The sequence below is a fragment of the Pantoea stewartii subsp. stewartii genome, from assembly GCF_008801695.1.
GTDB lineage: Bacteria > Pseudomonadota > Gammaproteobacteria > Enterobacterales > Enterobacteriaceae > Pantoea > Pantoea stewartii.
Genome location: NZ_VZPF01000023.1, coordinates 21,479 through 45,223, shown reverse-complemented (window position 1 = coordinate 45,223; position 23,745 = coordinate 21,479). Strand labels below are relative to the sequence as shown.

The 23,745-nt window shown below is 53.1% G+C and carries 31 protein-coding genes; 4 read left to right on the top strand and 27 right to left on the bottom strand.

The window, feature by feature from the left end:
* Nucleotide 1: 1 nt before the first annotated feature.
* The 3 genes from sapF (at nucleotide 2) to F7Q90_RS08725 (ending at nucleotide 3,043) form a co-directional block, all read left to right on the top strand.
* Nucleotides 2-805 (top strand): putrescine export ABC transporter ATP-binding protein SapF, encoded by an 804-nt coding sequence (gene sapF, locus F7Q90_RS08735; RefSeq protein WP_006119310.1) that lies wholly within the window; start codon nucleotides 2-4, stop codon nucleotides 803-805.
* Between the two features lie 141 nt (nucleotides 806-946).
* Nucleotides 947-1,735, top strand: coding sequence for an enoyl-ACP reductase FabI (gene fabI, locus F7Q90_RS08730; RefSeq protein ID WP_006119311.1), 789 nt, complete (start codon nucleotides 947-949; stop codon nucleotides 1,733-1,735).
* Nucleotides 1,736-1,933: 198 nt separating this feature from the next.
* On the top strand, nucleotides 1,934-3,043 hold the full coding sequence (locus F7Q90_RS08725; protein WP_006119312.1) for a carboxymuconolactone decarboxylase family protein: 1,110 nt from the start codon (nucleotides 1,934-1,936) through the stop codon (nucleotides 3,041-3,043).
* Here the strand turns inward: F7Q90_RS08725 and F7Q90_RS08720 are convergent.
* From F7Q90_RS08720 to F7Q90_RS08710, 3 genes are all read right to left on the bottom strand, one after another.
* Nucleotides 3,040-3,936, bottom strand: coding sequence for a LysR family transcriptional regulator (locus tag F7Q90_RS08720; RefSeq protein ID WP_033741802.1), 897 nt, complete (start codon nucleotides 3,934-3,936; stop codon nucleotides 3,040-3,042). The genes F7Q90_RS08725 and F7Q90_RS08720 overlap by 4 nt on opposite strands.
* A 139-nt stretch (nucleotides 3,937-4,075) precedes the next feature.
* The gene (locus tag F7Q90_RS08715; RefSeq protein ID WP_151160847.1) at nucleotides 4,076-4,399 is read right to left on the bottom strand and encodes a S24/S26 family peptidase; all 324 of its coding nucleotides are present in this window, start codon (nucleotides 4,397-4,399) and stop codon (nucleotides 4,076-4,078) included.
* A gap of 1 nt (nucleotide 4,400) precedes the next feature.
* Nucleotides 4,401-4,580, bottom strand: coding sequence for a DNA polymerase V (locus F7Q90_RS08710; RefSeq protein ID WP_249042815.1), 180 nt, complete (start codon nucleotides 4,578-4,580; stop codon nucleotides 4,401-4,403).
* 301 nt (nucleotides 4,581-4,881) lie between these two features.
* Here F7Q90_RS08710 and F7Q90_RS08705 point away from each other — a divergent pair, with 301 nt between their 5' ends.
* Nucleotides 4,882-5,931, top strand: coding sequence for an acyltransferase family protein (locus F7Q90_RS08705; protein ID WP_249042816.1), 1,050 nt, complete (start codon nucleotides 4,882-4,884; stop codon nucleotides 5,929-5,931).
* 63 nt (nucleotides 5,932-5,994) lie between these two features.
* On the opposite strand, the gene F7Q90_RS26630 is transcribed toward F7Q90_RS08705, so the two are convergent.
* The 24 genes from F7Q90_RS26630 to F7Q90_RS08600 all read right to left on the bottom strand — a co-directional run bounded on the left by F7Q90_RS26630 (nucleotide 5,995) and on the right by F7Q90_RS08600 (nucleotide 23,699).
* A complete protein-coding gene (locus F7Q90_RS26630; RefSeq protein WP_170283810.1) occupies nucleotides 5,995-6,147 on the bottom strand; it encodes a hypothetical protein in 153 nt (50 codons plus the stop codon).
* Between the two features lies 1 nt (nucleotide 6,148).
* Nucleotides 6,149-6,568, bottom strand: coding sequence for a tail fiber assembly protein (locus tag F7Q90_RS08700; protein ID WP_151160841.1), 420 nt, complete (start codon nucleotides 6,566-6,568; stop codon nucleotides 6,149-6,151).
* Nucleotides 6,565-7,962 (bottom strand): gp53-like domain-containing protein, encoded by a 1,398-nt coding sequence (locus F7Q90_RS08695; RefSeq protein WP_151160839.1) that lies wholly within the window; start codon nucleotides 7,960-7,962, stop codon nucleotides 6,565-6,567. Before F7Q90_RS08695 ends, F7Q90_RS08700 begins: the two co-directional genes overlap by 4 nt.
* Before the next feature lie 54 nt (nucleotides 7,963-8,016).
* On the bottom strand, nucleotides 8,017-8,691 hold the full coding sequence (locus F7Q90_RS08690; RefSeq protein WP_151160837.1) for a hypothetical protein: 675 nt from the start codon (nucleotides 8,689-8,691) through the stop codon (nucleotides 8,017-8,019).
* A gap of 9 nt (nucleotides 8,692-8,700) precedes the next feature.
* A complete protein-coding gene (locus F7Q90_RS08685; protein WP_151160835.1) occupies nucleotides 8,701-9,825 on the bottom strand; it encodes a baseplate J/gp47 family protein in 1,125 nt (374 codons plus the stop codon).
* Between the two features lie 2 nt (nucleotides 9,826-9,827).
* Complete coding sequence (locus tag F7Q90_RS08680; protein ID WP_151160834.1) at nucleotides 9,828-10,193, bottom strand: phage tail protein; 366 nt, start codon at nucleotides 10,191-10,193, stop codon at nucleotides 9,828-9,830.
* A gap of 9 nt (nucleotides 10,194-10,202) precedes the next feature.
* Nucleotides 10,203-10,793 (bottom strand): phage baseplate assembly protein V, encoded by a 591-nt coding sequence (locus F7Q90_RS08675; RefSeq protein ID WP_249042814.1) that lies wholly within the window; start codon nucleotides 10,791-10,793, stop codon nucleotides 10,203-10,205.
* 5 nt (nucleotides 10,794-10,798) lie between these two features.
* Nucleotides 10,799-11,917 (bottom strand): phage late control D family protein, encoded by a 1,119-nt coding sequence (locus F7Q90_RS08670; protein WP_151160832.1) that lies wholly within the window; start codon nucleotides 11,915-11,917, stop codon nucleotides 10,799-10,801.
* Between the two features lies 1 nt (nucleotide 11,918).
* Entirely contained in the window at nucleotides 11,919-12,938 is a 1,020-nt protein-coding gene (locus tag F7Q90_RS08665; protein WP_249042813.1) for a hypothetical protein, read from the bottom strand.
* A gap of 11 nt (nucleotides 12,939-12,949) precedes the next feature.
* Complete coding sequence (locus tag F7Q90_RS08660) at nucleotides 12,950-15,349, bottom strand: hypothetical protein (RefSeq protein WP_151160831.1); 2,400 nt, start codon at nucleotides 15,347-15,349, stop codon at nucleotides 12,950-12,952.
* Between the two features lie 68 nt (nucleotides 15,350-15,417).
* Nucleotides 15,418-15,783, bottom strand: coding sequence for a hypothetical protein (locus F7Q90_RS08655; protein ID WP_151160830.1), 366 nt, complete (start codon nucleotides 15,781-15,783; stop codon nucleotides 15,418-15,420).
* A gap of 79 nt (nucleotides 15,784-15,862) precedes the next feature.
* A complete protein-coding gene (locus F7Q90_RS08650) occupies nucleotides 15,863-16,303 on the bottom strand; it encodes an HK97-gp10 family putative phage morphogenesis protein (RefSeq protein ID WP_151160829.1) in 441 nt (146 codons plus the stop codon).
* Nucleotides 16,300-16,449, bottom strand: coding sequence for a hypothetical protein (locus F7Q90_RS26625; RefSeq protein ID WP_006119513.1), 150 nt, complete (start codon nucleotides 16,447-16,449; stop codon nucleotides 16,300-16,302). The genes F7Q90_RS08650 and F7Q90_RS26625 overlap by 4 nt, the downstream gene beginning before the upstream one ends.
* 35 nt (nucleotides 16,450-16,484) lie before the next feature.
* The gene (locus tag F7Q90_RS08645) at nucleotides 16,485-16,871 is read right to left on the bottom strand and encodes a hypothetical protein (RefSeq protein ID WP_151160828.1); all 387 of its coding nucleotides are present in this window, start codon (nucleotides 16,869-16,871) and stop codon (nucleotides 16,485-16,487) included.
* Between the two features lie 3 nt (nucleotides 16,872-16,874).
* Nucleotides 16,875-17,306 (bottom strand): hypothetical protein, encoded by a 432-nt coding sequence (locus F7Q90_RS08640; RefSeq protein WP_151160827.1) that lies wholly within the window; start codon nucleotides 17,304-17,306, stop codon nucleotides 16,875-16,877.
* A 10-nt stretch (nucleotides 17,307-17,316) separates the two neighbouring features.
* Nucleotides 17,317-17,787: an HNH endonuclease gene (locus F7Q90_RS08635; protein WP_151160826.1), complete on the bottom strand. Its 471-nt coding sequence runs from the start codon at nucleotides 17,785-17,787 to the stop codon at nucleotides 17,317-17,319.
* A gap of 45 nt (nucleotides 17,788-17,832) precedes the next feature.
* A complete protein-coding gene (locus F7Q90_RS08630; protein WP_151160825.1) occupies nucleotides 17,833-19,395 on the bottom strand; it encodes a phage tail protein in 1,563 nt (520 codons plus the stop codon).
* A 62-nt stretch (nucleotides 19,396-19,457) separates the two neighbouring features.
* Nucleotides 19,458-19,631 (bottom strand): hypothetical protein, encoded by a 174-nt coding sequence (locus F7Q90_RS26620; RefSeq protein ID WP_170283809.1) that lies wholly within the window; start codon nucleotides 19,629-19,631, stop codon nucleotides 19,458-19,460.
* 4 nt (nucleotides 19,632-19,635) lie between these two features.
* Nucleotides 19,636-20,451 (bottom strand): hypothetical protein, encoded by an 816-nt coding sequence (locus F7Q90_RS08625; RefSeq protein WP_151160824.1) that lies wholly within the window; start codon nucleotides 20,449-20,451, stop codon nucleotides 19,636-19,638.
* Nucleotide 20,452: 1 nt separating this feature from the next.
* Nucleotides 20,453-21,097 carry a hypothetical protein gene (locus F7Q90_RS08620; protein WP_151160823.1) on the bottom strand — a complete coding sequence of 215 codons (645 nt, stop codon included), beginning with the start codon at nucleotides 21,095-21,097 and terminating at the stop codon, nucleotides 20,453-20,455.
* Nucleotides 21,098-21,100: 3 nt separating this feature from the next.
* Entirely contained in the window at nucleotides 21,101-21,496 is a 396-nt protein-coding gene (locus F7Q90_RS08615; protein WP_151160822.1) for a hypothetical protein, read from the bottom strand.
* Between the two features lie 13 nt (nucleotides 21,497-21,509).
* A complete protein-coding gene (locus F7Q90_RS08610; protein ID WP_151160821.1) occupies nucleotides 21,510-21,761 on the bottom strand; it encodes a hypothetical protein in 252 nt (83 codons plus the stop codon).
* Nucleotides 21,762-21,803: 42 nt separating this feature from the next.
* Nucleotides 21,804-22,928, bottom strand: coding sequence for a P22 phage major capsid protein family protein (locus tag F7Q90_RS08605; RefSeq protein WP_151160820.1), 1,125 nt, complete (start codon nucleotides 22,926-22,928; stop codon nucleotides 21,804-21,806).
* Nucleotides 22,929-22,943: 15 nt separating this feature from the next.
* Nucleotides 22,944-23,699, bottom strand: a complete 756-nt coding sequence (locus F7Q90_RS08600; protein WP_151160819.1) for a DUF6651 domain-containing protein — start codon at nucleotides 23,697-23,699, stop codon at nucleotides 22,944-22,946.
* Nucleotides 23,700-23,745 lie beyond the last annotated feature (46 nt).

The window sequence follows — 23,745 nt, the reverse complement described above, 5'->3', positions numbered from 1 at the left end:
CATGGAAACGCTACTGGAAGTGCGCAATCTCAGCAAAACGTTTCGTTATCGTACCGGTCTGTTTCGCCGTCAGCATGTCGAGGCGGTGAAGTCCGTAAGCTTCACGCTGCGGGAGAAGCAGACGCTGGCGATCATCGGCGAAAATGGCTCCGGCAAATCAACGCTGGCAAAAATGCTCAGCGGCACCGTTGCCCCAACGGAGGGGGAAATCATTATTGACGATCATGCGCTGAGCTTTGGGGATTATGGCTACCGTAGCCAGCGCATCCGTATGATTTTCCAGGATCCTTCTACGTCGCTTAATCCCCGGCAGCGCGTCAGTCAGATTCTGGAGCTGCCGCTGCGCCTGAATACCGATCTTGACGCCGAGGCGCGCGAGAAACGCATCATTGGCACGCTGCGTCAGGTGGGATTACTGCGCGACCATGCCGGTTATTATCCGCATATGCTGGCACCAGGCCAAAAACAGCGTCTGGGCCTGGCGCGGGCATTAATTCTGCAACCCAAAGTGATTATTGCAGATGAAGCGCTAGCCTCACTGGATATGACCATGCGCTCACAGCTGGTCAACCTGATGCTGGAGCTGCAGGAAAAACACGGCATCGCCTACATCTACGTGACGCAACATTTAGGGATGATGAAGCATATCAGCGACAAAGTGTTGGTCATGCATCAGGGCGAAGTCGTGGAACGCGGCGGGACGGCCGACGTGCTGGCTTCTCCGCTGCATGATCTGACCAAACGTCTGATCAACAGCCATTTCGGCGAAGCGTTAACGGCCGAAGCGTGGCAACGCCAGCGTTGATTTTTCGGGGTTTTGTGGAAAACTGTGCGCAGTTTTCCTGATTTAAGGCAGACGTGCTAGAATCCGCACGTCGATTAACGTCGGTCGTCTATTATTTAAACAACGCGACCGCCAACTACCATGACCATAAGGATTACAGCTATGGGTTTTCTTTCCGGTAAGCGCATTCTGATTACTGGTGTTGCCAGTAAACTTTCCATCGCCTACGGTATTGCACAGGCGATGCACAAACAGGGCGCAGAACTGGCTTTCACCTACCAAAACGACAAACTGAAAGGTCGTGTGGAAGAGTTCGCCAAAGATTTGGGTTCTGACATCGTACTGCCATGTGATGTTGCAGAAGATGAAAGCATCCAGTCCCTGTTCGCTGAGCTGGCAAAAACCTGGCCGAAATTTGACGGTTTCGTTCACTCAATTGGTTTTGCCCCAGGCGACCAGCTGGATGGCGATTACGTGAATGCCGTAACCCGCGAAGGTTTCAAAATTGCGCACGACATCAGTGCCTACAGCTTTGTTGCCATGGCAAAAGAGTGCCGTGCGATGCTGAACCCCAACTCAGCGCTGCTGACGCTGTCCTACCTGGGTGCAGAGCGCGCTATCCCTAACTACAACGTAATGGGCCTGGCAAAAGCGTCTCTGGAAGCAAACGTACGTTACATGGCCAATGCCATGGGACCAGAAGGCGTGCGTGTGAACGCCGTTTCTGCCGGTCCAATCCGTACGCTGGCGGCTTCAGGCATCAAAGATTTCCGTAAGATGCTGGCTCACTGTGAAGCGGTAACCCCGATTCGCCGTACCGTGACCATCGAAGACGTGGGTAACTCTGCGGCCTTCCTGTGTTCCGATCTGGCGGGTGGTATCACCGGCGAGATCGTTCACGTCGACGGCGGTTTCAGCATCGCCGCGATGAACGAACTGGAACTGAAATAAGTTTCCTCATGGGCGAGCGCTGCTCGCCCTGTCCTTCCCCGCCCGCGCCCTCGTTATTCCTTATTGCTATTAATTATCACCGATCGGTCTTTTGCCGTACCCTGCCCGTGGGCGAGGATAAGTCAGCCCTGCGGCCTGCGACCGGTTCACTGACTCTGTCCCGCATGTGCCGCATCAGATTTTGCAAAAGGACTGATGATGCAACAACGCCGCTATACTGGCCAGGATCACTGGTTTTACGAGAGCCAGACCTGTCCGCGTACCGTTCCGGCTGCCCCGCTTTTTCCTGAAGCAGCGCATATCGACGATCGGTTCTTGTTGGGGTTAGCGCAGGAAACCTCTTCTGTTCAGCCGTTGTTGCAGGCCGGACAACCCGCCATTCAGATTGCTCATGAGATTGTTGACCTGCTGTTTCCCGACCAGGTTGACGTTACGCTGACCCATACGCTGACGCTTTACGATCGGTTAAGCAGCGCGCTGACCGTGGCGCAGGTTACGGGCATTCAGCGGCTCTGCAATCACTACTCTGCAAGACTCAATCCTCTGCCTGGCCCTGACTCGTCGCGCGAGAGCAATAACCGCCTGACACAAATTACCCAGTACGCCCGACTGCTGGCCATGCAACCCACTCTGATTACTGCCGACAGTGTGCGCGCCCTTCACGCCGCAGGTCTGAGCGAAGCCGATATTGTCACGCTTAATCAGTTGGTCGGCTTTGTCTGTTACCAGGCACGCGTGATCGCCGGTATTCATGCTCTGCTGAACATGCCGGTACGCTGGATCCCCGGCATGTCACCTGCACCGGATGCGCCAGCCACCGATGCCCCCGGCGTCTGGCAGCCGGTCCTGAAACCGCTTGAGCCCCGCTATGCCAGCGAGGCGCAGCATAAGGCCGTGGCGCAATGCCAGACATCGTCTGCGCCAGAGGACGCCCTCTGGTTGCTGGCGCACGCACCGGCGTTATTAGAGCATTGGTACAGGTTGAATCATCAGGAGGAGACGGTCTTCACCGCCCGGGTTGAGGCTACAGCGGCCAGCCTGCTGGGAAATCGCTGGCGTCCACCTTCGTTAACGCCCTGTAGCGGCCAGGCTGGCACCGTTGATAATGCTAACCTGACCGACGCTGACCGGGCGGTCAGCGCGTTAACCGCCCTGCTGACCCGTCAGCCAGAACGTTTTTGCGCCGCCGATCTCCAGCCATTGCAAGAATCCGGCTGGTCCGTTGCCGATCAGTTCGCGCTTATCCAGGCCATCGCGCGGGCAAACTGGAACAGCCGTTTATTTTATGCCTGTGGTGAGGCGCGCTAAAGATCCAGATGACTGCGCGCTTCGTCATAGAAGTGCTGTGCCAGCGGCGTTGCCCGACCCGGTTCAGCGACCACCAGGGCCGCCTGGCGCGCCATCTTTGGCATTATGACAGGCCGCTGTTCCAGTCCGTGTAAAGACGCGGGCAGCAGATGACCGCGTGGCGAAACCAGTACGCCCAACCCGACCTGCGTACACTGCAGCAGTTGCATAATGGAGGCGCTTTCTACCACCACGCGCGGCATCAGCGACATCTCCCGCAGCGCCATATCCAGATAGCGACGAAAATAGCGCGTGGGTTCAGCCAGACACAGCGGCTGACGGGCCAGCGTTGGCAGATCCAGGCTTTCAACCTCGCCTAAGTGCTGAAAATGTCCGGGATGAAACACCGCTTCAACGCCACGGTCCGCCAGCAACGCGGCCTGAAAATGCAGTTCACGCAGCGTCGCCATTTCAAAAAAACCAATCCCGACATCGACCGTATGACTGTTCAGCGCCTCCAGCAGCTGGTCGGCGCTCAGGACGGCAATACGGTAATCGAGTTGTGGATAGCGCACCTGAACCGCTTTGAGCAGCTGGGCCAGCGACACGCTGCACTGCGGTACCACACCCAGCCGCAATGTGCCGTTAACGCCGTGTTTCAGTGACTCGACTTCCAGCTTCAGCCCCTGATAAACGGAGACGATTTCCCGCGCCCAGGCCAGCACCCGATCCCCTTCTGGCGTGAATCCGGCAAAGTTATTGCTGCGGTTGATCAGGGATAACCCCAGTTCGCGTTCCAGATTTTTTAACCGCATTGATAAGGTAGGCTGGCTGACAAAACTCGCCTCAGCGGCACGGCCAAAATGGCGTTCGCGTTCGAGGTTGCAGAGGTAGATGAGTTGCTTAATGTCGATTTTCTTTTACCAACAATAACTTACGTTTTATTATTTTATCCGGTTAAAATTTTATGTACTAGCACCTGTACTAAATAAAATTTTACCCCGAATTTTTGGTCGTTTCTGTGATTCATGATAATCCCAAATACCAACCGCTTCAAACCGGCATCCAGTCAGCCTCATACACAGACAGGATTTCATGCGTCACCACGCCGAGCATCACCACACCTTCCAGTGACTCCCCGTCAATCGTCTCCCCCTCTTCCGTCACAATTCCCGTTCTGAAGAACTTCCCAATCATCGGGTAGCCGTCAACCTGCCAGGCGACCTTATTGCCCACTGCCGGAGTGATGGAACTGTCTACCAGCGCAAATCCTCTCGGCGTTTCAATGCGGATGGTAGATGACGGCCGGTGAATCATCAGCCTGTTCAAATCTATGCGGCTCTCAACGAAGTCAGACGCCGGTGAAGGAAATCCCATATCAATACTCCCCGTAGTGGTAGAAACGCTGCCAGAGCTTGTTCTCGCCCTCGTCCGGTGACTGGTCTCTGAATGTCATCACGTTCTGCGCTATCCACTCATTGGCCTGCCTGTGGCTCATCTCCCAGTTGCGTTTAGCAAGCTCCGCAACGAAGTCAGATGTTGAGACGGTTACACCCATCTTAGCGCTGCGCCGCATTGCCTCGTGGAATGAAATCCTTATGTCTCCGTAACGTGGCATGACGATAGCTCCGATAAAATACTGTATATAATTACAGTAATATCGATCTGCGTGATTGATCAAGTGGGGAGTGGCAGGAGTTTTGTAAAGGCATGGAGGGTCGAAGTTTTGTTATTCATCGCATTTACCATGACGTGAATCAAACAAAGCCAAATTAGTTAAGCTTGTCTTTTGGGTGTACTGCTAAGATAGGCGTCGATTCTCACAATAAATTTAAGTAAAGAGCTATGGAGCAGCTTTGATGATACTTTCATTGCATTACCTAAGGGGCATTGCAGCGCTTATCGTGGTGATGTACCACTGCCGTTTTCTTCTCAATGGCGTTTACGATCAGCCAGAAATAGGTAACATACTTTTCAGTAAGGGAAGTATTGGTGTTGATATTTTCTTTATGATTAGTGGCTTCATCATTGCCGCTTCTACAGAGAAGAAGCAAACGATTAAGACCTTTGCTCTGAGACGTATCTTCAGGGTCATTCCCGTCTACTGGGTGTGTTTAGCTTCTGTTGTTTTGATCATGCACAACTTCCCGACTGGGCAGGTTCTTCGCTCAATGCTTTTGATCAATCTCGATTACGGTAAATCAGCACCAACCTTTGGTTACTCCGTAATTTTCACGGCCTGGACTCTTAGCTATGAGATCGTGTTTTATTTGATGTTTATGATATCCATGTTGATAAGTCACAAGCACAGGGTCATGGTGTGTTCTTTCTTGATTGCATCACTTATGCTCTCATTTCAGTACTTTAATTACGGGGAATTATTTCTGGTCTCTGAATATGATGGTGTAGGAGGTGGATTAAAATATTTCTTCATGTCGACATTATCATCACCTTTGATGTTAGAGTTCATTTTCGGAATGGCTTTATACTCAATTTATAAGGCAAATAAAGAGCACTTAAAGGTAAACATATCGATACTCACCGCTTTATTGATTGTATCTGCTTCTTATGTTTTTATGGATTATTCTGGAATTGAAAGGCATGGATTTGAGGGGATGGGCGTTTATGCTGCAATCATATTTTCTTCATTTTTGCTTTGCAGGATTGAAGGGGAGCCGAAAAGTAAAGTAATGATGTGGCTTGGTGATGTCTCTTACTCTTTATATCTTTCTCATGCCGTTTTATTGACATTTATACCTATGTTAAAGTTCCGTTTCGGGTATGAAATACATAATGGCGTTTTAACTTTCCTGGCTATCACTTCTTTATCTTTGTTGATTGCAGAATTCCTGCACAGATATATAGAAATACCTTTGATAAATATGGGAAGGAAATTTTCGAAGGACTGAATAACCAAAGCATAATTTAGTGCCCGGGTGTCTGGTTCGATCAAGGCCATCCCTGGCCCCTGCTCAGTCCTTGGCTTCCTCGTAGCCGCACTCAGGGCACTTCCAGATATCGAAAGTGACGCCGTCTACGGTCAGTGTGGAGGTTTGCATAATTTCGGCACAGATAGGGCAGAACTTAGGTAATACATAGCCTGTTGTTGCAGGTTTTTCGTCCATCTTACACCCCGTATTTAACCTTTAGCGCATTGCTGTCTGCTACATACTGCGCTTTCAGGCTTTGATATTGCTGGTAAATTGCCGTTTGTTTTGTGTTTTGAGATGGGCCGTCTGCCAGGGCGGCAGTGGCATAAGATTCGCTCAGTGTATTAACATCATTTTTATATTTAAGATTTAATGCAGCGGACTCTTCCTTATAAAGGTCATTATTTGTTTTTGCTGGGAGATCGGCCCATGCTGGCATAGAGTCTGCTCCCACCCCTCTCGTTTTACCTTCTGGTGGTGTGCCACTGAACTGGTTAAATACATCATCAGATACTTCAATTCCATCACTTGGCCAGGTGTTGCTTTTGCGGTATTCAGCCTCAAGTTCTGTGGGGTAAAAGTTTTTGTTTGATGGGGAAAATACGTATGTCATCATTTACCTCTCGCAAACCAAATGCAGTTAGCTGAAATAGATGGCTCGACTGCACTGTCAGCCTTGACCAACCTGCCAATATTCCTTGCCTGAAAACCGCTCAATGTAATCGAGTTTATTTGCCATAAAGTGAGGCTTGTGCCTCCGCCATTATCATGCTCACCCACAAAATAAACACCAGAGGTAAATGGAACCGGGAAGGTAACGTTGACTGAGTCTGTAGTTGAGCCAGAAATACCCCACTGCTCAATAAAGCCATCAGGGGCCTTTCTCCAGCCTGAGCTTCCAGTCCAGTACGACATGTCTGGTATTTGAGTGGAGCTGCCGTTACCGACAGTTCTTGTTGATGCGTTACCCAGCGAAAGATTTGCTATAGCCGTTTTAACAAAAGCTGTGGACGCAGCCTGCGTGCTGTTAGACGTACTTGGCGCTGTGGGAACGGTTGGTATCGCGCCTGTCGAGTCCAGAACAAACCATGACGTTGCTGCCGCTGACCAGATAACACGGACCAGACTGCCTGCAGCAATCTCTCCCGCCGTTAACGTGGCGCCGTACTGATTAAGTACAGGGAACGCACCCAGAGCTGAGACATTCAGCGTGCTTGTCGCCGTATTCGCGTTGGTGGCCCGAAAAAGCACCTCCATTCCTGCTGTCAGCGATGCAATTCCCGGGTTGATGTTTACCACATAGGCATTAGCCGATCCGGTATCTGAGCCGTAGCGCAAAACATTGCGCTGGATGCCATCAATGACCCCTGCAGAAGGCAAAAAAGGTGCGTTAGCATATACACTGATATTTGAATTTGAGACTGTGGTTGCTCCCTGCGCCACCGTAATCACATACAGGCCGGTGAATCCAGCGTCAGGGGAAGGTGTTACCTGCGTACCTGTGGTGGCCGCAACCCCAGCCTTGAGAGACAGTGTGCATACGCCAGATCTTACCGTGTTCTGCGCTGTGCCGCTGTTGTTTGGGCCACTCCATGCTACAGATGGGTTGCTGGCATTGTAATAAGGAAGAACTGTCGCACCGCTGTCGGTATCGGTGTAAGTGGCCTGAATCAGGTAGTTAATGCTGTATCCCGATGTGCCAGGGGCGGTGAGGGTGAATGATGCGCTGTCCATCACAATACCCTGCTTCAGGATAGAGTGTGTGGTGTCAGCAGCGAGAGATGAATAAGCCGTACCATCGACGTTTTGCAGGCTGTAAATCTCACCTGCGGATACGTTTACGAGCATCGAAGCAGGGCTGCTTGCGGTGCAGGCCAGACCCCTGACATAGGTCGATGTCCCCATCACTGCGGCAGCCAGTTTCGCAAGGCCAATCATAGTGTATTTATTGGTGTTAAGAAGATCGGTTTCGAGCGGGATAGCGCCCGGATAGACAATTTGACGATCCATGGATTTTCTCAATAAAAAACCCCGCCAGGGCGAGGTTTGTGGTTGATTAGATGATTACTGTGCCGTGTAGGGAAGAATTCTCACCCAGATGACCGTGCCTTCCATTTTTACTGAAGCAACGGCGGCATATATTTGGGCATCGGTAAGGCTGGCAAGGTTAGCGGCGGGTGCATACTCACCACGAGATGGTGTGCTGTACCCTGATGGTGTGCTTCTGTACCCGCCAACATAAGGTACGCCCACACCTACCGGTCTGTATGCGGTCACGAACGCCTGATAAGGCATGACGAGAGAGCCATATCCTCCTGCAGCTCCATAGCCTATAGTCGGTCCACCATAAGCGCCTGTATCCTGAGGTCGGGTAGGTTCAAACACTATCGGCGTGGCCCCGGTCAGGTCCTCAAGTACCTGAATAATGGCTTTCCTTGTCCCCCTCTCCCTGAACAGGTTAACTTTGATGAGGTTAAGAAAGTCGCTGTCAGACTGCGCCGCTCCTCGCTTTATCCTGTCGCCAAAGAAATCGTAGGCCACAAGGTCAAGCCAGCCCCCGGTAGCGGTCATTATCCGGCTCTGGAGGGCTGCATAAAGGTAAAGGGAGTATATCCACGACAGGCCTTGAGCCATGCCGTTAATCAGGGCATCCCTGATCGGGTTGCTGTCATTGAACCAGCGTGCCGGTATGAGTGTCTGAATGCGCCTGACAAAATCTGACTGATCGCCTGTAGCCATTACTTCCCCTTAGCTCACAACCACTGTGCCAGCGCGAATAACCTGTTTAACGGTTGCAGCAAGGTCAGAGGATGATCCGTTGATGGTGATGTTCGTCACGTTGGTGACATACGTGCTTGCGTCATAGGCGACGGCAGAAAGCTTTGTCAGTGGCAGAGACTGCCCAAGCGTCAGTGTTGCGATGTAGTTAGTGATCGCCGTATTCACCAGGGCAACGATATCGCTGTGCGTTACTGACGGGTCAGTGGTGATTGTCATTGCGATATTCGCGGTGACAACCGTCGGGCCGAATACGCTAAAAGTGACTGTTGCGCCGCGAACAGCGTCAATCGCAGTGTAAACGGATGATAAAAATGCACTTGAAGGCGCACCGCTTCCATCGTCAACCACAGCATAAAAATATCCGTATTGCGTTGCGCCGGCATAGTTCTGGTTTTCAACCACCTTGTATGAAACGCCCTGTTTTACGCTTGCAATTGCATATTCAATCGCCGACAACGTAGCTTTTGAAAGTGACGCAATCCACAGCCGAAATCTGGCCCGCGCCGCGTCGTCCGATTCTGCATCAGCACCATTCGCAAAGGCGTTTGCGTTGTTTACCGTATCAATGCCAGGGATGGAACCGACTACAGTGGTCACAGTGCCTGCTGATGCATTACCTGCAGCCCCAGCCGTGACGGCCTGTACCGGAACAATCACCGATGCCACGCCAGCGGCCACAACATAACCACCCTGCGTGGCGTTGTAATTGGCGTTTCCGGTATCCAGGATGACGTTATACGTCTGCGTTCCGTCGTTGGTTGTCACTTGTGAGCCGATGGTAATTAACGCGGCATTGGTGGCCGTAAATCTGGAGAAGGTGACGGGGCCGGTTGCATAGGTTGCCGGCTCCCGCGTGAAGCCATAATCCGCAAGCCATGTGTCAAGGTCGCTTCCTGAGCATGTTGCAGCCCGCGTAATAACCAGAAGATTCACTATAAGCTGCTGGAGCCAGAGAATTACACCACTGTTTGACTCCACAATCGCCCTGAGCAGGCTACCGATTGTCAGGTCAACCAAAAGCGCAGACTTTGCCTGGATAGCCGTAACCTGGTCAGTGACCAGCGTGGTAAATGACTTGATATTGAGATTCACGGCTACCTCGTAATGTCGAAATTGAGAAACTCAGCCGTTCCGCTGACGGCGTCCGTGTATTTGACGTAAACATCCACGCCGTTATCAATCAGGCTCAGGGTTACTGTTGGCTCAGGTGATCGGGCGACGCAATCCTCAAGCTTCATCTGCCCCAGGATAAGCGCCTTCCACTCGTTGATGTTGACGTTCTCGCCAACCTTTTTACCTAATCCAGCCCCGTACTCAGGGTGAAAGACCAGTTCGCCTGGGTTGGTTATCAGGCGGCGTAAAATCTTCTGCTTGCGGCGCTCTGTGCCTGTCACAGACAAAATGTCACCGCTCGGCGATACGGAAATGTCCGTGCCGACATAGTGATACAGGTCGTACATGCTATCGCCTTATGAGGTTGGGCTGTCCGTGGTATTCGTTGAGCTGCTTCCTGACTGGACGCCAGTGTGTTTATGTCCGTTGTATTTAACGCGCAGGTCTCCGAGTGAGCCATGAGCCTGATTCTGGTCAAAGATATTTCCGATCACGATCAGGTTCTGGTCAATCAGCACATCTCCATCGGTAAAATGATGCTGAAGCGCGGCGTAAGTTATCTTGGTTCCAGAAGAAACGAGGATTTCCCCGGTGTTGAGAAACTTCAGTAGCGAGCCGGACTGATGCACTATCCAGAACTCACCGGACGGCGGGCCGGGGCATCGGTCAACGTTGTTGTAAAACTGATTGCCGGCCATCTGAACGCCAATCTGACCTGAGTCGAAGTCAATCTGTACTTCGGCATCAATCATCGGGCCCGCCGCCATGCCCCATCCATTCCCCGCCCACGGCGTACCGAGCGGTATCCATCCGGTTTCTTCGCCGGTTGGCTGCAGCGCTACCTTAATGGCATATTCGACCGGGTCGTAAGCAGTGATTACGCCCTGCCGGGTGCCGGAGAAGCCACCTGCAGCCATCTGGGAGCGCATGGCTATCTGATTCATCATGTGCATCATTGCGTGCTGATCTCCAGTGCCGGTGAGTGGTTTTTGCCAGATATGCGCATGGTGTAGCCTTCATCCCAGCTTATGCGCCGGGTGATTGAGTCACACCAGTAAAGCTGATCGAACATCGACTGAGTGCCCTCAATGCGAACCAGCGTGCGCGGCACCAGGACGTTGTCACCAAACGTTGAGCAACTGAACTTGAGCTCATGCAGGACAATATCGCGGTAAACCTTTTCTGCCATGGCCTGAGCCTGTTCCGGTGACAAGCCATTGCGGATGATGCGGTAAACCTGCGTTTTCGGCGTAGACGCGCCGGGATTAGTGCGCTTGGCCGTCTTGGGATAGTAAGCAATGAACTGCTTATTCTTCCTTTTGGCGCTCCAGCTCATCACCTCTACCGTGACGCCTTTTGAAATGGTCAGAGCGCGTGAGAATCGCAGGTCTTCAGATACGTTGGCCTGCGGATATCGCGTGACTGTGCCGGGCGGCATATAGCGGATGACATAATTATCTGCTTTGCTCTGGTCGGCTTCAGGGTGGAAATAAAGCGTATCGGCCTCAATCCACACATTGAACCCTTCCAAAGCGGCCAGTGTCGTCAGCAGGTCCCACTCCGTCTGTTCGCCGGTCAGGTGTGCGGAGTCAATCTGGTAAAACTCACCAAATCGCTGCGTTGTCGCTGTCACTTCCGCTTTCAGACCCTGACGCTGAGCCAGGATGGTTGCGATCTGGCTTGAAGTATAGTTTTTGAAGCTCTCTCCGGCTGTTTTGGCATCAATGAACAGGGCAGTAAAGTCCCTGCCGTTGCAGGTAATGATGAAGCGCGCCGGGTCAAAGTCCCATGTGTCGATATTGCCACGAATGAGCATTTTCGAATCCACGCCCGCTGGCGTGGTGATATCCGCCCACAGGTCCACGGCAATCGTGGTCTGCGTGCCCCACCAGGCCAGTTGCATTGACTGTGGAAGAGCCGAAACCGCCAGCTCAAGGTCAAAAGTGCTGGCCCCGCGAAACCCGTTACTGGTGACCTCGAACGATTTGAAGTCGACCAGCGTTTTATTCAGGTAGCAGCGGCCAGAAACGTACCTTGAACCCGGCGTTAAAATCGGGTTGTTTACGTCCATACTAACTCACTGAGGTGGATGGCGTTGTCGGTACCACGATGGTGTTGATCCCGGTAAGTTGAGGGTCCGTCAGGTTGACGACCGTCGCCAGGCTTTCCCAGTACCGCGCATCGCCGTAGTTGTCGGCTGCCACCTGATAAAGGTTTCCGCCTGACAAGGTGACGCTTTTGACGCCATTGGCCGTCTGGCCGGTGCGCACGTTCTTGTTAACGCGCTCAAGCACTGAGCCGAGGTTATACAGCGCGGGCAATCGGGTCATGCCATCAGCCTGGGTAAGCAGGTTATTTACCGTCGTCGATATCGGGTTGCCCGGAATGATGCCGCCCAGCGTGGTGATTTCGCCCAGGGAGTTTTCGAGGGATGAAATCGACGTCTGAACAATCTGCTGCGCCGCGATGATGGGCCTGACGACTGCCTGAACCTGGTCTACCGTTGCGGTGGCGTAGTCTTTAACCGTACTGACCGCAGTCTGTACCGTGCTGACCGCTGATGTCACCGCATCCACGTCAATGACGCTGGAAAGGTTGAGCGCCTGCCCGATGTCGCTGTCGATAAGCGCATTCAGCGCGCCGGTTAACGCATCGGTCTGTAACGGGCTGTCGTTGCGCTGTACCACCGCCAGCGTGATGTTGTATGGCCTGCGATATTCAAACTCATACGCCGGGTTAAACTCGGCGATCACCACGTCAAACGAATAGCCTGACAGCGTCATGGTCAGCGTTTCACCTGCATCCCTCATCTGCTCCAGCATGGAAACGCGGGAAGATGTGGTGTCGCCGGTGAAAATGCCTGACCAGGTGATTGGGTCATACTCCACGCCAAGGACGTCAACGAGACGGCGGCCACCAATCATCTGGTGCGTGACGGTTTTTTGTCGACCAGGGATGATTATCCGCTCAGGAAGCTCGAAATCCAGAAACTCAAAATCGCCAAGAATCAGCCGCGTGGCAGACAGGTTAAGCCCTGAAGCCACGCTTCTGACTGTTGAAGAGAGCGATGTGAGTGAATCAAAAAGCGCCATAACTCTCTCCGTTAACGAGTAAACGCACCACTCGCCATACCAGGGTGTAACAGGCCCATAGTCGCATCAACGCCGGTTGGGCTGGCTGGTGCACGGCTGGCCTGCCTGGTCTGGTGACTGGTGACGGTTTCGGCGATCTGCTTGCCGTCGAGGTAGGTTTTTGAGGTGACCATTACCGGCCTTTGCTGACTTGGAATTTCCGGATATACACCGGTTTTCCTGTAGGTTGCATCGGCAGCGTGGTTACGATCAAAGTCAGCCTGGGTTGGTGTCCACGGCTTCATCTCGACGCCGGTGTTGTCCTTGGAGTTTTGCGCTCCAAGTCTCGCTCTTTCGGCATCTTCCTGCGTCTGGCTTACCGTGCTTGTTGGGTATAGTGCAGCAAAGGTGGTTGCCGCAATGATACCGGGAAGCCCAGCCAATGCGGAACCTAGGAGCCTGATGCTTCCGGACTGACTACCTGTCAAAATGGTGACCGGTGATATCAAAGCACTGAATGCATGCTTCAACAGCCACGCCCCGCCTTTCATTGCCGCCAGCGCCGTTACAACTTCGAGTAACGACATAGCAGAGCTGGTGAATTTAGGGTGTGCATTACTGAATTCAGTCAGTTTTTGCAGGAAAGTGGTCAGGCTTGATAACCCTTTGGTGAAGGTGTCAAGCAGGCCGCCATCCTGAGCAAGTGCAAGCTGGAAATCCTTCCATTTGGCGTCAAAGTCAACACGCTTGCCTGTATACGTTCCAGCGGTCTGCCTGCTGGCATCATCTATGCCCATCTGCTTTTCAAAAGCCTTGGCAGCCAGCTCAATAACATGCATTTGCTTCTCAATCAGGTTGAACATCTTGCCGCCCTGACGACCGAAAATGACGTTATTTTGTAGCTGAATCTGCTCTTCAGACATTCCCTTAGCAGCGTATTTAGGCCTGATCACTTTCTCATAGAACTCAACCGGGTCGCTTGCGAGAAGCTTGAGGTCTGTCAACTGAGAGCCAGGGCCGCCAACAATGGACTTAATCCCGCCCATGCTGTTATGAATGATTTTGGATTTATCCCAGACACCCATATCCTCAAGCTGCTTAACAACCTGATTTGGTAGCTTGATCGTGCCAGTCAGCCGGTTATACGCCGTCATTAAGGCGTCACCCGCCGCACCACCTTTCATCTCGCCGATAATAGGCTCAAGTTTGGCATAGAGGGCAGAATCGTTGAGGTTATAGGCTGACGTACCAGCACGCGCCATAAACTGACGCAACTGGCTGAAATCGATATTGCCACCGGATGACTGCACCGCCTTGTAGGCGTTGTTCATGATGGAGTTGAATTTGGCCGGACTATTGAGGCCGCCAGCCTGCTCCACGAAGCGAAGCATGTCCATTTCTTTGGCATGCGTCATGTGGTTTGCCGCCGGGTCCATAGACGCCATGGAAAACTGCATTTTCGCCATCATGGGCGCCGCAAGGCGTGCGCCTTTTAGCTGATCTTCGGTAGTAAGTTCGCCAGACTCACGGAATACGCCCTGCGCCTCAACAAAGAAGCGGAGCATGTCGTTTTTCGAAGCCCCCATTACCTTGGTTGCCTGCGCGAACTTGTCAGCCTCTTTTACTGCAGCATCACCCATGCCATAGGCAGAGAATCGCGCGAGCAATGTCTGATACTCCGCCCCAGCTTCGACTGCGCTTTGCATGAAGTGGAAACCGCCGTAAGCGATGGCAAGGTTTTCCATGCCATAACCGTTACCACCGCCACCATTCCCTCCTCGGCCTCCTCCTGCACCACCACCTCCACCGCCAGGCGGGAAATCAGCATCTCCCCCGCCGCCCACGCCACCATTCTTACGGCTCTTCCAGGCAGTTACCGCACCGCCAATAAAACCACGAATGCCGCCGCCTCCGGTTGCGACTAATGCGCCGCCACTGGATGGAGCAGGTAGGGCACCAACAGTTCCAGGTGGAAGGTATCCGCTAATTCTGGTCGCGCTGCCGTCAAAGGTATAGCCGCCCCTACCTAAAAGCCCAGCAGAACCCCTTGATGCTTTAAGAAAATCACCTTCTCTGATTTGCCTGGCAATCGCACCTGATGCCGCAACTCCAATCATTGCCTGCATCATGCCACTGGATTGGGCCGCCGTTGTCGCTATACTGGCCGAGCTTCTGGCAGCCCTTTCCATGGAATCTGCGTATGATTTTGCGCTGGCTGCCTGGCTTAACCCCTGGCTGTTAAGGCTTTTATTCAGCTTTTCAATGGCTTTAGCTGCTGCGTTAGAGCTTTTAGTGATTGCCTGGATGCTTTTATTGATGGCATCAAACTTGCCGCCTAACTCTTGTGCATCCTTACCAACTTTCGCAAGGTTCTTGCTCAGTTGATCGTTAAGGGTCAGCAGGACGGCAACGCGGTAAGCCTGAGAGTCCATATACGTATCCTATGGGCAATAAAAAACCCGGCACAGTGGCCGGGTCTTGTATGATTCGAATTATTCAGCTATTTACCGAGGAATCCGGTGAATATGTGCCAGACTTCGCCAGAACGTGGTTCAATGACGGAGGCAAAAACCTTTCCTTTTTCCGGATAACCAGGGATTAGGTAATCATCGTATTTAACAAAGGTCAGAGGCCGGATTGAATAACTCAGGCAGGAGAAATGCCTGGTTGCATCAATCATGTCCGCATTACCGCCCTGCTCGTTGGTGATTGCGACGTCTCGGGTTGCTATAGCCCCTTCAAGTGAACGGCAAAGCATTCCGCCATCTTTAAGGGGAAGCTTCTCACCTTTGTGAAATGCTGCACTGCAAGTGAAAGAGAGTGCCATCATGGCGACGGCAATCAATGAACATCCTGTCTTTTTCATCTCAAGCACCAGTTGGGTTATGTTAACTGAATATTACCACTCGCCCGGCGCATTTAGTAGAAAAAACAGGCAGCAAAAACTATTTCATCTTCGCTGAAATGACTTTGACGATCAGCTCTGGCGCGCGGTCCATAACCTCGCCTGCCGCAGGCCCAAGAAATGGTCTTGGCGGTATGTGTTCAGTGCCATTTTCCTGATAGAGCGCAATATCCAGCGGGCTGCCAATTATTGCACCGTTACCATCCGATCGCATCGTGATGGAATCGCGCAACTCACCACTTCTCAGTAGCGGGTTATTGGCCGGGAAGCCTTTTGACACGCGCTGATCCATAGTTGATTGTGCCAGCGGAGCCCAAGCATCGAAACCGTGACTGGATGGCTGATATTCACCAATCTTTTCCTTTGCACGGTCGCGAATCGCCTCACCAAGCGCGTGCGCTATGCCGTTCTGACCATTACTGATTGATGTGGCGAGCGAGGAAAAGGCCGACGCCAGGCTATCAAGTGATACGTCTTTCATTTCCTCTCCTCATACTCGCCGGTGGTCCAGTTGTACTTCTGACCGCTGTCCAGTTCGCTAAGAGTGACCTGCATTGCAAGCTTTTCATGCTGCATCAGGTCATCAAAGCCTTTAAACAGAACTGAGAAGGGAACGCCGTTTTTCATCAGATAGCATCTGTTGCGAAAATCAGCGTTCCCTGTCAGTTTTTTGCGGCCTGCTCCACGTCGCTGTCCGTTTCGCCAAGCCCGGCATCCCGTACCGCTTTGATCATGTACTCGCGGATTGCAGTCATCCCCTCCTTTCCGAGGTGCTTCAGGCGACCGTCAATCTGAGCCTGGTTGGTAGGAACCGAATAATCCACATCATCAATCGACTCAACCATGGCTGCCGGAAACGCATAGCCGGTCATGTAAGTGTGGTTTGCGGCATTAGCAGCACCAACAGCAATGAAAATGCGTGATTCTTCCAGTGGGTCCAGTTCGCGCAAAACAATGCGACGACCTTTGGAGTCTTTCAGGATGGTTGCTGCTTCTTCCTGTGCCGCAACATCAGCTGCGGCACCGTCTTTTACTGTGACATTAGCCATGTATTAAGCTACCTGTAAGCGGCGTTTAGCCGTGAATGCGAATGACTGGCGAACGGTCTGATCACCCTGCTTCTTGCCCGGGTCAGTAAAGTTGAACTGCACGCCGGTATAGCGCCAGACAGTGACAGCGCCATTGTTCTCTGTGATGGTTTCAGTGATGGTGCCGGCGGCGCGGTTGATACCTGCGAAATAGTCAGATTCCCACTGCGCCCACCACGAATCCAGAGTGGCATCCTGTCGCTCGGCCTCAATGGTGCCATCCCAGTTTTTGGGGATCATGAGCGTGTCGGTTTCGCCGGTGATTTTAGTCACATCGACCTGGTTAACTTTCGGCTTGGCATCAAAAGAGATGACCACTGGAATGGTCACGACGCCATAAGCGGTGTTGATATCAACCTGGACGTCGCGACCGACTGTGTAATTAGATAAAGGCATAATTGTGTTCCTAAATTTCGTTGAGTTTGGCAAAGTCTCCGAAGTGTTCTTTCGCAGCTTTGTTATACGCTTCGGCGGCCTCTAACTCGCTAATGAAACAACCTAGTGCGATTTCTTTGCCGAAGACCTTTATCCGGGCTCGCCAGCGCTTATTTTGGCCAAGCCAGTTGACGCCCTTGAATCTAGAAGAGCAACCGGTGCGTTTTCTGGAGTTTTGAAGGTTTTGGCTTCTAGTTGCCAAACGAAGGTTGCATTTACGATTATCCAGACGGTTGCCATTGATATGATCAACGTCCATTCCTTCCGGAGGCCTCATGATCATTCTGTGCATTCGCTCATGTGTAACGTGCGCTCTTCCAACCCCCACGTTGGCACTGGCATACCCTTGACAGTTAAGTTGCCAGCTAAATCTTGATAACAAATCTGCGTCTTCATCATCAACGATTGCGAAAGCACCTTTTGTCAGTTCAATCAGCGCCATTTCTTGCTCCAATAAAAAGCCCTCACATGGAGGGCTGTTGAACTGTTAAATGGTCGCGCTGCTGGAGACGGACACGTTGACGCTTGCGCCGCCTTCCAGGTTGATCAGGAAGTAGCGAACGGTTGCCAGATACTTAACCTGCACGTCAGCAACCATATATCCCAGCGCAACTCGCGAGCTCGGGTTATTTGTCGCATCGAGCTTGACGCTGAATGCCGGACCGCCATTCGGATCGCCAATCATCCCCTCGTCAGCGAGGTTTTGCAGGAAGGATTCGATGGTAGCCTTGGTGCTACGGCGCAGGTCGGTAGTCTGGCCCTCACCTACCACATAGCCGAACGATGCCGCCAGCGTCGCAGACAGGTAGTTGGTCATACGGGTATAGGTGTCGTCGTTCTGCGTGGTTGATGACGCGGCATTGCGACCAGAGCGCAGGCCGAAGTAATTTCCACCGGGGCATGGGTTGGTGATGACATCCAGGCGAGCGGTGCTGAGCGCGCCGATTTCGCTGATGCTGTAAGGCTGATTAGCCAGTTGGCGCTGAGTGGCAACAACGTTGGTGATCGGCTTGTTCAGGGCGCTGACGCTTGGTGACTGAGCGGCATATTTCGCAGCAACAAACGTTGCCGGGGCACACATGCGGGCACTCAGGCCATTCAGCGTGTCATTCCAGTAGACCCAGTCGCCAACCAGAACTTTGACCTGCCAGCTGTCTACGCCAGACGTGTTGAGCGTGGTAGCCAGTGTCGCATAGGTGACGCCAGCTGCAGCCTGCACAACGCCGAACGTGCCTTCCGACAGGCAGAATGTGTTGATTGTCGGCCATTGGGTGCTGTCGGTTAAGTCAACCAGGTTCAGCATCTGGACGCCAGCGCCGCGCAGTGCGTACATACCGGTGCGGGTAGTGCTTGTGCCGTCTGTACCGACCAGAACAGAATCTGTGATGGTGGTTGCGCCATCGGTGCCACCGGTCAGTTGCCACACGGTAGTAGTGTCAGGAACCGCAGTTGATGTACCAACAGTCGCCACGACAAACTGACTTGCGCCGCGCACGGCGGTAATGCCGTTGTTCACCGCGCTTACCAGGCTTGCCCACAGCGCCGCGCCTGAACCGGTGATGTTATCGAACACTTCCGGCGTCTGACCGGGGAAGTAAACGGTCAGTTTGTAGCTGTTTACCGCCGTACCGGTCGAAATCTTCGCAGTGATGCCGTTACCTTTGGTGCCGGAATACTTCGCGGTCAGCGTCATGCCGGTAGCGGCTGTTGGCGTTGCGGTGTCTTTCAGCGCGATGGCTGCCGCAAGGTCGGTGCCATCAGTCACGCGGACGCATTTCAGGTTAGTGGCGCCAATCTGCAGCGAGATGGCGATGGCAGTACACAGGTCATATTTGCGAACCTGCTGAGAGCCGAAATAAAGCGCCTGATCGGTATCAGAGCCAATCAGCACCGGGGAGTTAACCGGGCCCCATGAAGCAATACCAACAAGGCCCAGGCCATCACTTGCCACGCCGTTGATGTAGCGTGTTTTTGGTGCCTGAATGCCTACATACAAATCGGCAGCAGACAGCGCGGTAGTGTTAAGGCTACCGGTTTGATAAACGGGCATATCGTTTCCCCAAATAAAAAACCCGCCTCAGTGAGCGGGTCATTTGTTGACAGAGAGTGTTATCAGTCTGCTTTTGCTGCCTTGAAGACATAGCAGGCCATTTCGCCAGCTAAAATCTCCTGGATTTTGGCTGAATCCTTGATGCGATCACCAATCTGGTAATCCATAAAAGCGTGACGCACGACGAGATCGTAACCCAGTTCTGCGGGTTCGATTGATTTGGCATTGTCGGCCATGTTGTTACTCCGGGAAGGTTTGAGTGGTATGCGTGTCGCTCACGTTCATCGTAGGAGCAACAACCTGAGTTGCCTGCGCGGTCTGAAGCGAGCTGAAATCGACGCAGAAAATCATGTCGTGACGGTAAACAAGGTAAGACTGTGCGTTGTCACTGATGAGAGAGCGCTTGTATCTCAGCACCGTAGGCGAGCCGTCGGGCATGCTGAGGTATGTCAGCGCGGAAAGGCCGTTATCAACAGCAAGAGCAGCAGTAGCGCGCACATCGGGCGAACCGGCCCACACCGTAATCTGGAAGTCTTTTTCCTGACGGCGCAGTATCCGTCCGACGGTGTCATTCGAGCCAATCCTGACCTCAAACGAAGCAGTAGACGGCATTGTGATAACCGGGCCCACATTCGACGCACCCGCAATCAGCACCGCCAAAGCAGTGGCGATAGTCGTTAACGTGTCCGTTGGCTGCACCGCGTAGGTGTAATGCTGATCATTACTGTGAATGTTGATGTTGGTCGGGGTGGTTACCGTGCCGCCGAAGGTAATTTGCTGGCCCGATACAGCGGCGGTGATACCAGAAGCACCTTTCGAGATGGTGCGCCATGGCCTTCCCAGCGATTCGGTAAGCTTCTTCTCGGTCGAGAGTGGATAAACGGTAATGTGACAACCGCCGGCCGTTAAATCCTGCTCAAGGCGAGCTGGCTGAGGCCATCCAGCGTAAACGGTTGTCGTCACGCCCGAAACAGAAGGCTGAGACGTTCCGTTGGGATAAATCACGCCCGCGATGAGCGATACCAGCGTGTTCTGAATGCCGTAAACGTCTGCCATATCACGGCCTCACCTGTTGTGCAGTTAATCGCCAGCCTAAATCTGTCAGTTCGGCAGAGGTTAGCTTGTACCGGCCGCCGAGGTCATCAGTGATGATGTCTGCCGTGCGGAGTGTCACACCATTGACGTAAGGAAGCAGCACGTTAAACCACGGGTTTTTCGCATCAGCAGGCAATCCAACCTCGTTTTTCTCGCCCTTGCTGCCCTGGAGCATCGAGCACGGCCAGTTGGTCATGAGCGGCACTTCACTTGCGGCTGTGTCACCACCGTAGCCGATAGCACCCGGACCAGAGCCCATTGACGGGCGCAGGATGGTCACTGTTCGATTGCAGCCAACCATAAGGATCGGCAGCAACTGCTGCATGGCTGCAACAAAAAGCGCACCTTCGATGCCGACGAAATAATCACCAACCTGCCCCTGCGTGCCGTCAAAAATGCCGTACCAGGTGGCCTTGCCGTACACGTTGGGCTTGCCGTACTTCATATCGCAGGCGTTCAGCGTCATTTTCAGCGATGGCAGCGCATTAGCAGCATCCAGTGGATTATTGGCTGTGGTCGGGCGGAAGTGCTGGTAATCCGTACCCACCACCCTTGCCGCCTTCGCATATCCCTTGTACATCTTTAGCTGGATTTTATTGCCATCCATGCATCACCCCCTGACGACGCGAGTGCCGCCATTACCCAGCCATGGGCCCGGCGGTATGCCGATGAATGAACACATCAACCGACGCCATTTGTTGAACAGGTTCATGCGATCTGACACTTCGTTTTTGTTGTGGGTCCAGATGGCGGCCACATCGGTGTCGAGATTGTCGCTGGCGTCAGTTATCGCCGTTTCCAGCAACGCAAGCTTGGTCAGGTAGGTGTTAATCAGTACGCTCTCTTCAGAGGCGCTCATTGAATTCAGGCGACGAAAAAGGGTTTCCCATACGCCAGGCGAAACCCATCCATAAGCGAAGTCGCGGGTGTCATCTACAGGCGTGTCACCAACCATCGGATAACCGGCATAACGTCGCACGTCTGTTTTCTGCTGGTCAGTAAGCATCGTTCACCGCCTGTTAGCTCTTGTCTTCTACCCAGCCGCCGGAGTAGTAATTCTGCACTTCGTCAGGGTGAACCTGAGCGGTGTGCGGCGCGGGGTATTTTTCTTCATCACGAACCATCATGACGAAAGCGATCTGATTAGCACCTTCCTGCTCAAGCTCTTTATCAAGCTCCTGCTCTTGCTCAGGCGTCAGCTCTTCCTGCTGTAGTTCCGCCAGTTTTGCCGCTTCACGCTCGGCGCGTTGTTCTCTTGTCAGTCCAGCCATAATTTCCTCTCGAAAAAAGTCAGGGGCCGAAGCCCCCGAAATTTAGCCAAGCAGCAGCGCTGTATGGGCGGGTTTAATGTTTTGCACACCCCACGCGGCAGCAATTTCGTAACGCACACGGCGGTACTGTTTGTACATGGAGACTTCGAACGCCATGCCGGTGCGTGGGTCCTGAATCATCATGCGGTCGTCGGCCATATCGCCTTCTTCCGGCAGCGCAGGCGCACGGGTTGCAAGCACGATCGCTGAGCGGCTGAATGCGAAGTTAGCGGTGTAAGCAGCCGCCAGCGTTACAGTCGAACCGGTTGCCACGTTCTCACGCAGGCCAGGAGCGCCGATGGTGAATGAGCCGCCTGACAGCGCAGAGGTAACCACGTACTTGAAGTTGCCGATAGTCACAACGTCACCGGCAATAATGGTGCCTGAACCGGTCTGCGCAGGAATAACGGTAGTGCCGACAGTCAGCGCGCCGTTGGTGACATAGCTTGCGCCAGTGCCAGCGGTGTGACGTGCAACGCCTGCAGATTCACGCAGCACGAAGCCATGCAGTTCCAGCAACGTACCCTGAGCGCGCAAAGCGGTGGTGCCTGCTTCGTTTGCCTTGGTCAGTTGTGCCAGTGTGCGGATGTTCGCACCGGCGGTGGTGTCGATGACGCACTGCAGATCGCTCAGTGGCGCACCGTTGTCAGACAGGATTTTACGGACCTGCGCAGTGTCGCTGAGGTTGGTAGCAAATGGCGTGGTGCCAGCGGTACCGGTAGCGCGAGATGACAGATAAGCCAGGTTGCCAAGGTCAACTTCGATTTCGTTTACCAGGGTACGCATTGCTTGAGTGATCTGATCGCGGCGCAGGTTGGCGTAGCCAGGACCGGTGTTGATACCTTTCTGCTCTTCACCCGTCCAGCGGAACGGAACCATGCGGGATTTGGTGATGGTAAAAGGAATGTTGCCGATAGTCTGGTCACCATCGTCCGGAGGCAACTGACCAGGAGTCACGTTCTCAGCAGGCGCGGCAGGGGTAATTGGAATGCGGATCGCCTGGTTCAGGGCTGCACGTTCAGCGGTGGCATCCATGGTTACAGACGGGATGAAGCCGGCCAGTTCGCGAGACACGATGTCCAGCGATTCGTACAGGTCTGGGACAAGGCTGGTCAGGGTGTTAGCCATTTATGAATTTCCTTCTTAATCGGTAATTGTGCCGCCCGATTTGATGTGCTCCATCTGTTTTGCAGGCGGAAGCTGATCAAACTGGGAACGGGCGAGAGAGGTTTTTGAACTGCCACTACCCTGACCACCCTGAGAGCCCGAGCCGGAAGCCGATGAGCCTTTCAGAATGTGGTCTTTATGGGGGTAGTTATCGATGAGAATTTCTAGCGCTTCGTCGAACTTAGCGACTTCGCCGGGATTGCTGCGGCTGAAAAGTTTGTTGCCCTGTTTGTCGTAGGCAACTACCTGATCGCCTTCCAGCTTGAATGCATCACCAAACCGCGCCTGAACAAAATCAGCGGGGATTGCCATTTTCTCGGCGATGAACTGTGACCGCAGGAAGCTGCCGCCAACCTTTTCATTAACCAGAGCGGCCTGAAGGTCATCACGCTCTTTCAGGACAGGAGCGTACTTGTCTTCAATGGCTTTGATGGCTTCCGCCCGGACCTTATCCACTTCACCGGCATCCACCAGTTTTTTGGCGTCGAGGTTTTTGATGGTTTCAATCGCCTGCAAAGCAGCTTTTGGATCAGCAATGCCCTCAAATGCTTTCAGAGAGGACTCTGCCGCTTCAGCGCGTTCACGGTGCGATTTGGCCTCGCCATTCAGTCTGGAAATCGTGGCTACCGTTCCTACTGCGTCGAAAGCAACTTCTTTGCCATCGTCGTGTACATAAACTGGTTTGCCGTCGCTGACTACCACGTGGCCGTTCTCATCGAGTTTAAGTTTCATTTATGGTCATCCAACCTTGCTGTGAGCCATCCGGCCCGGTTCGCTG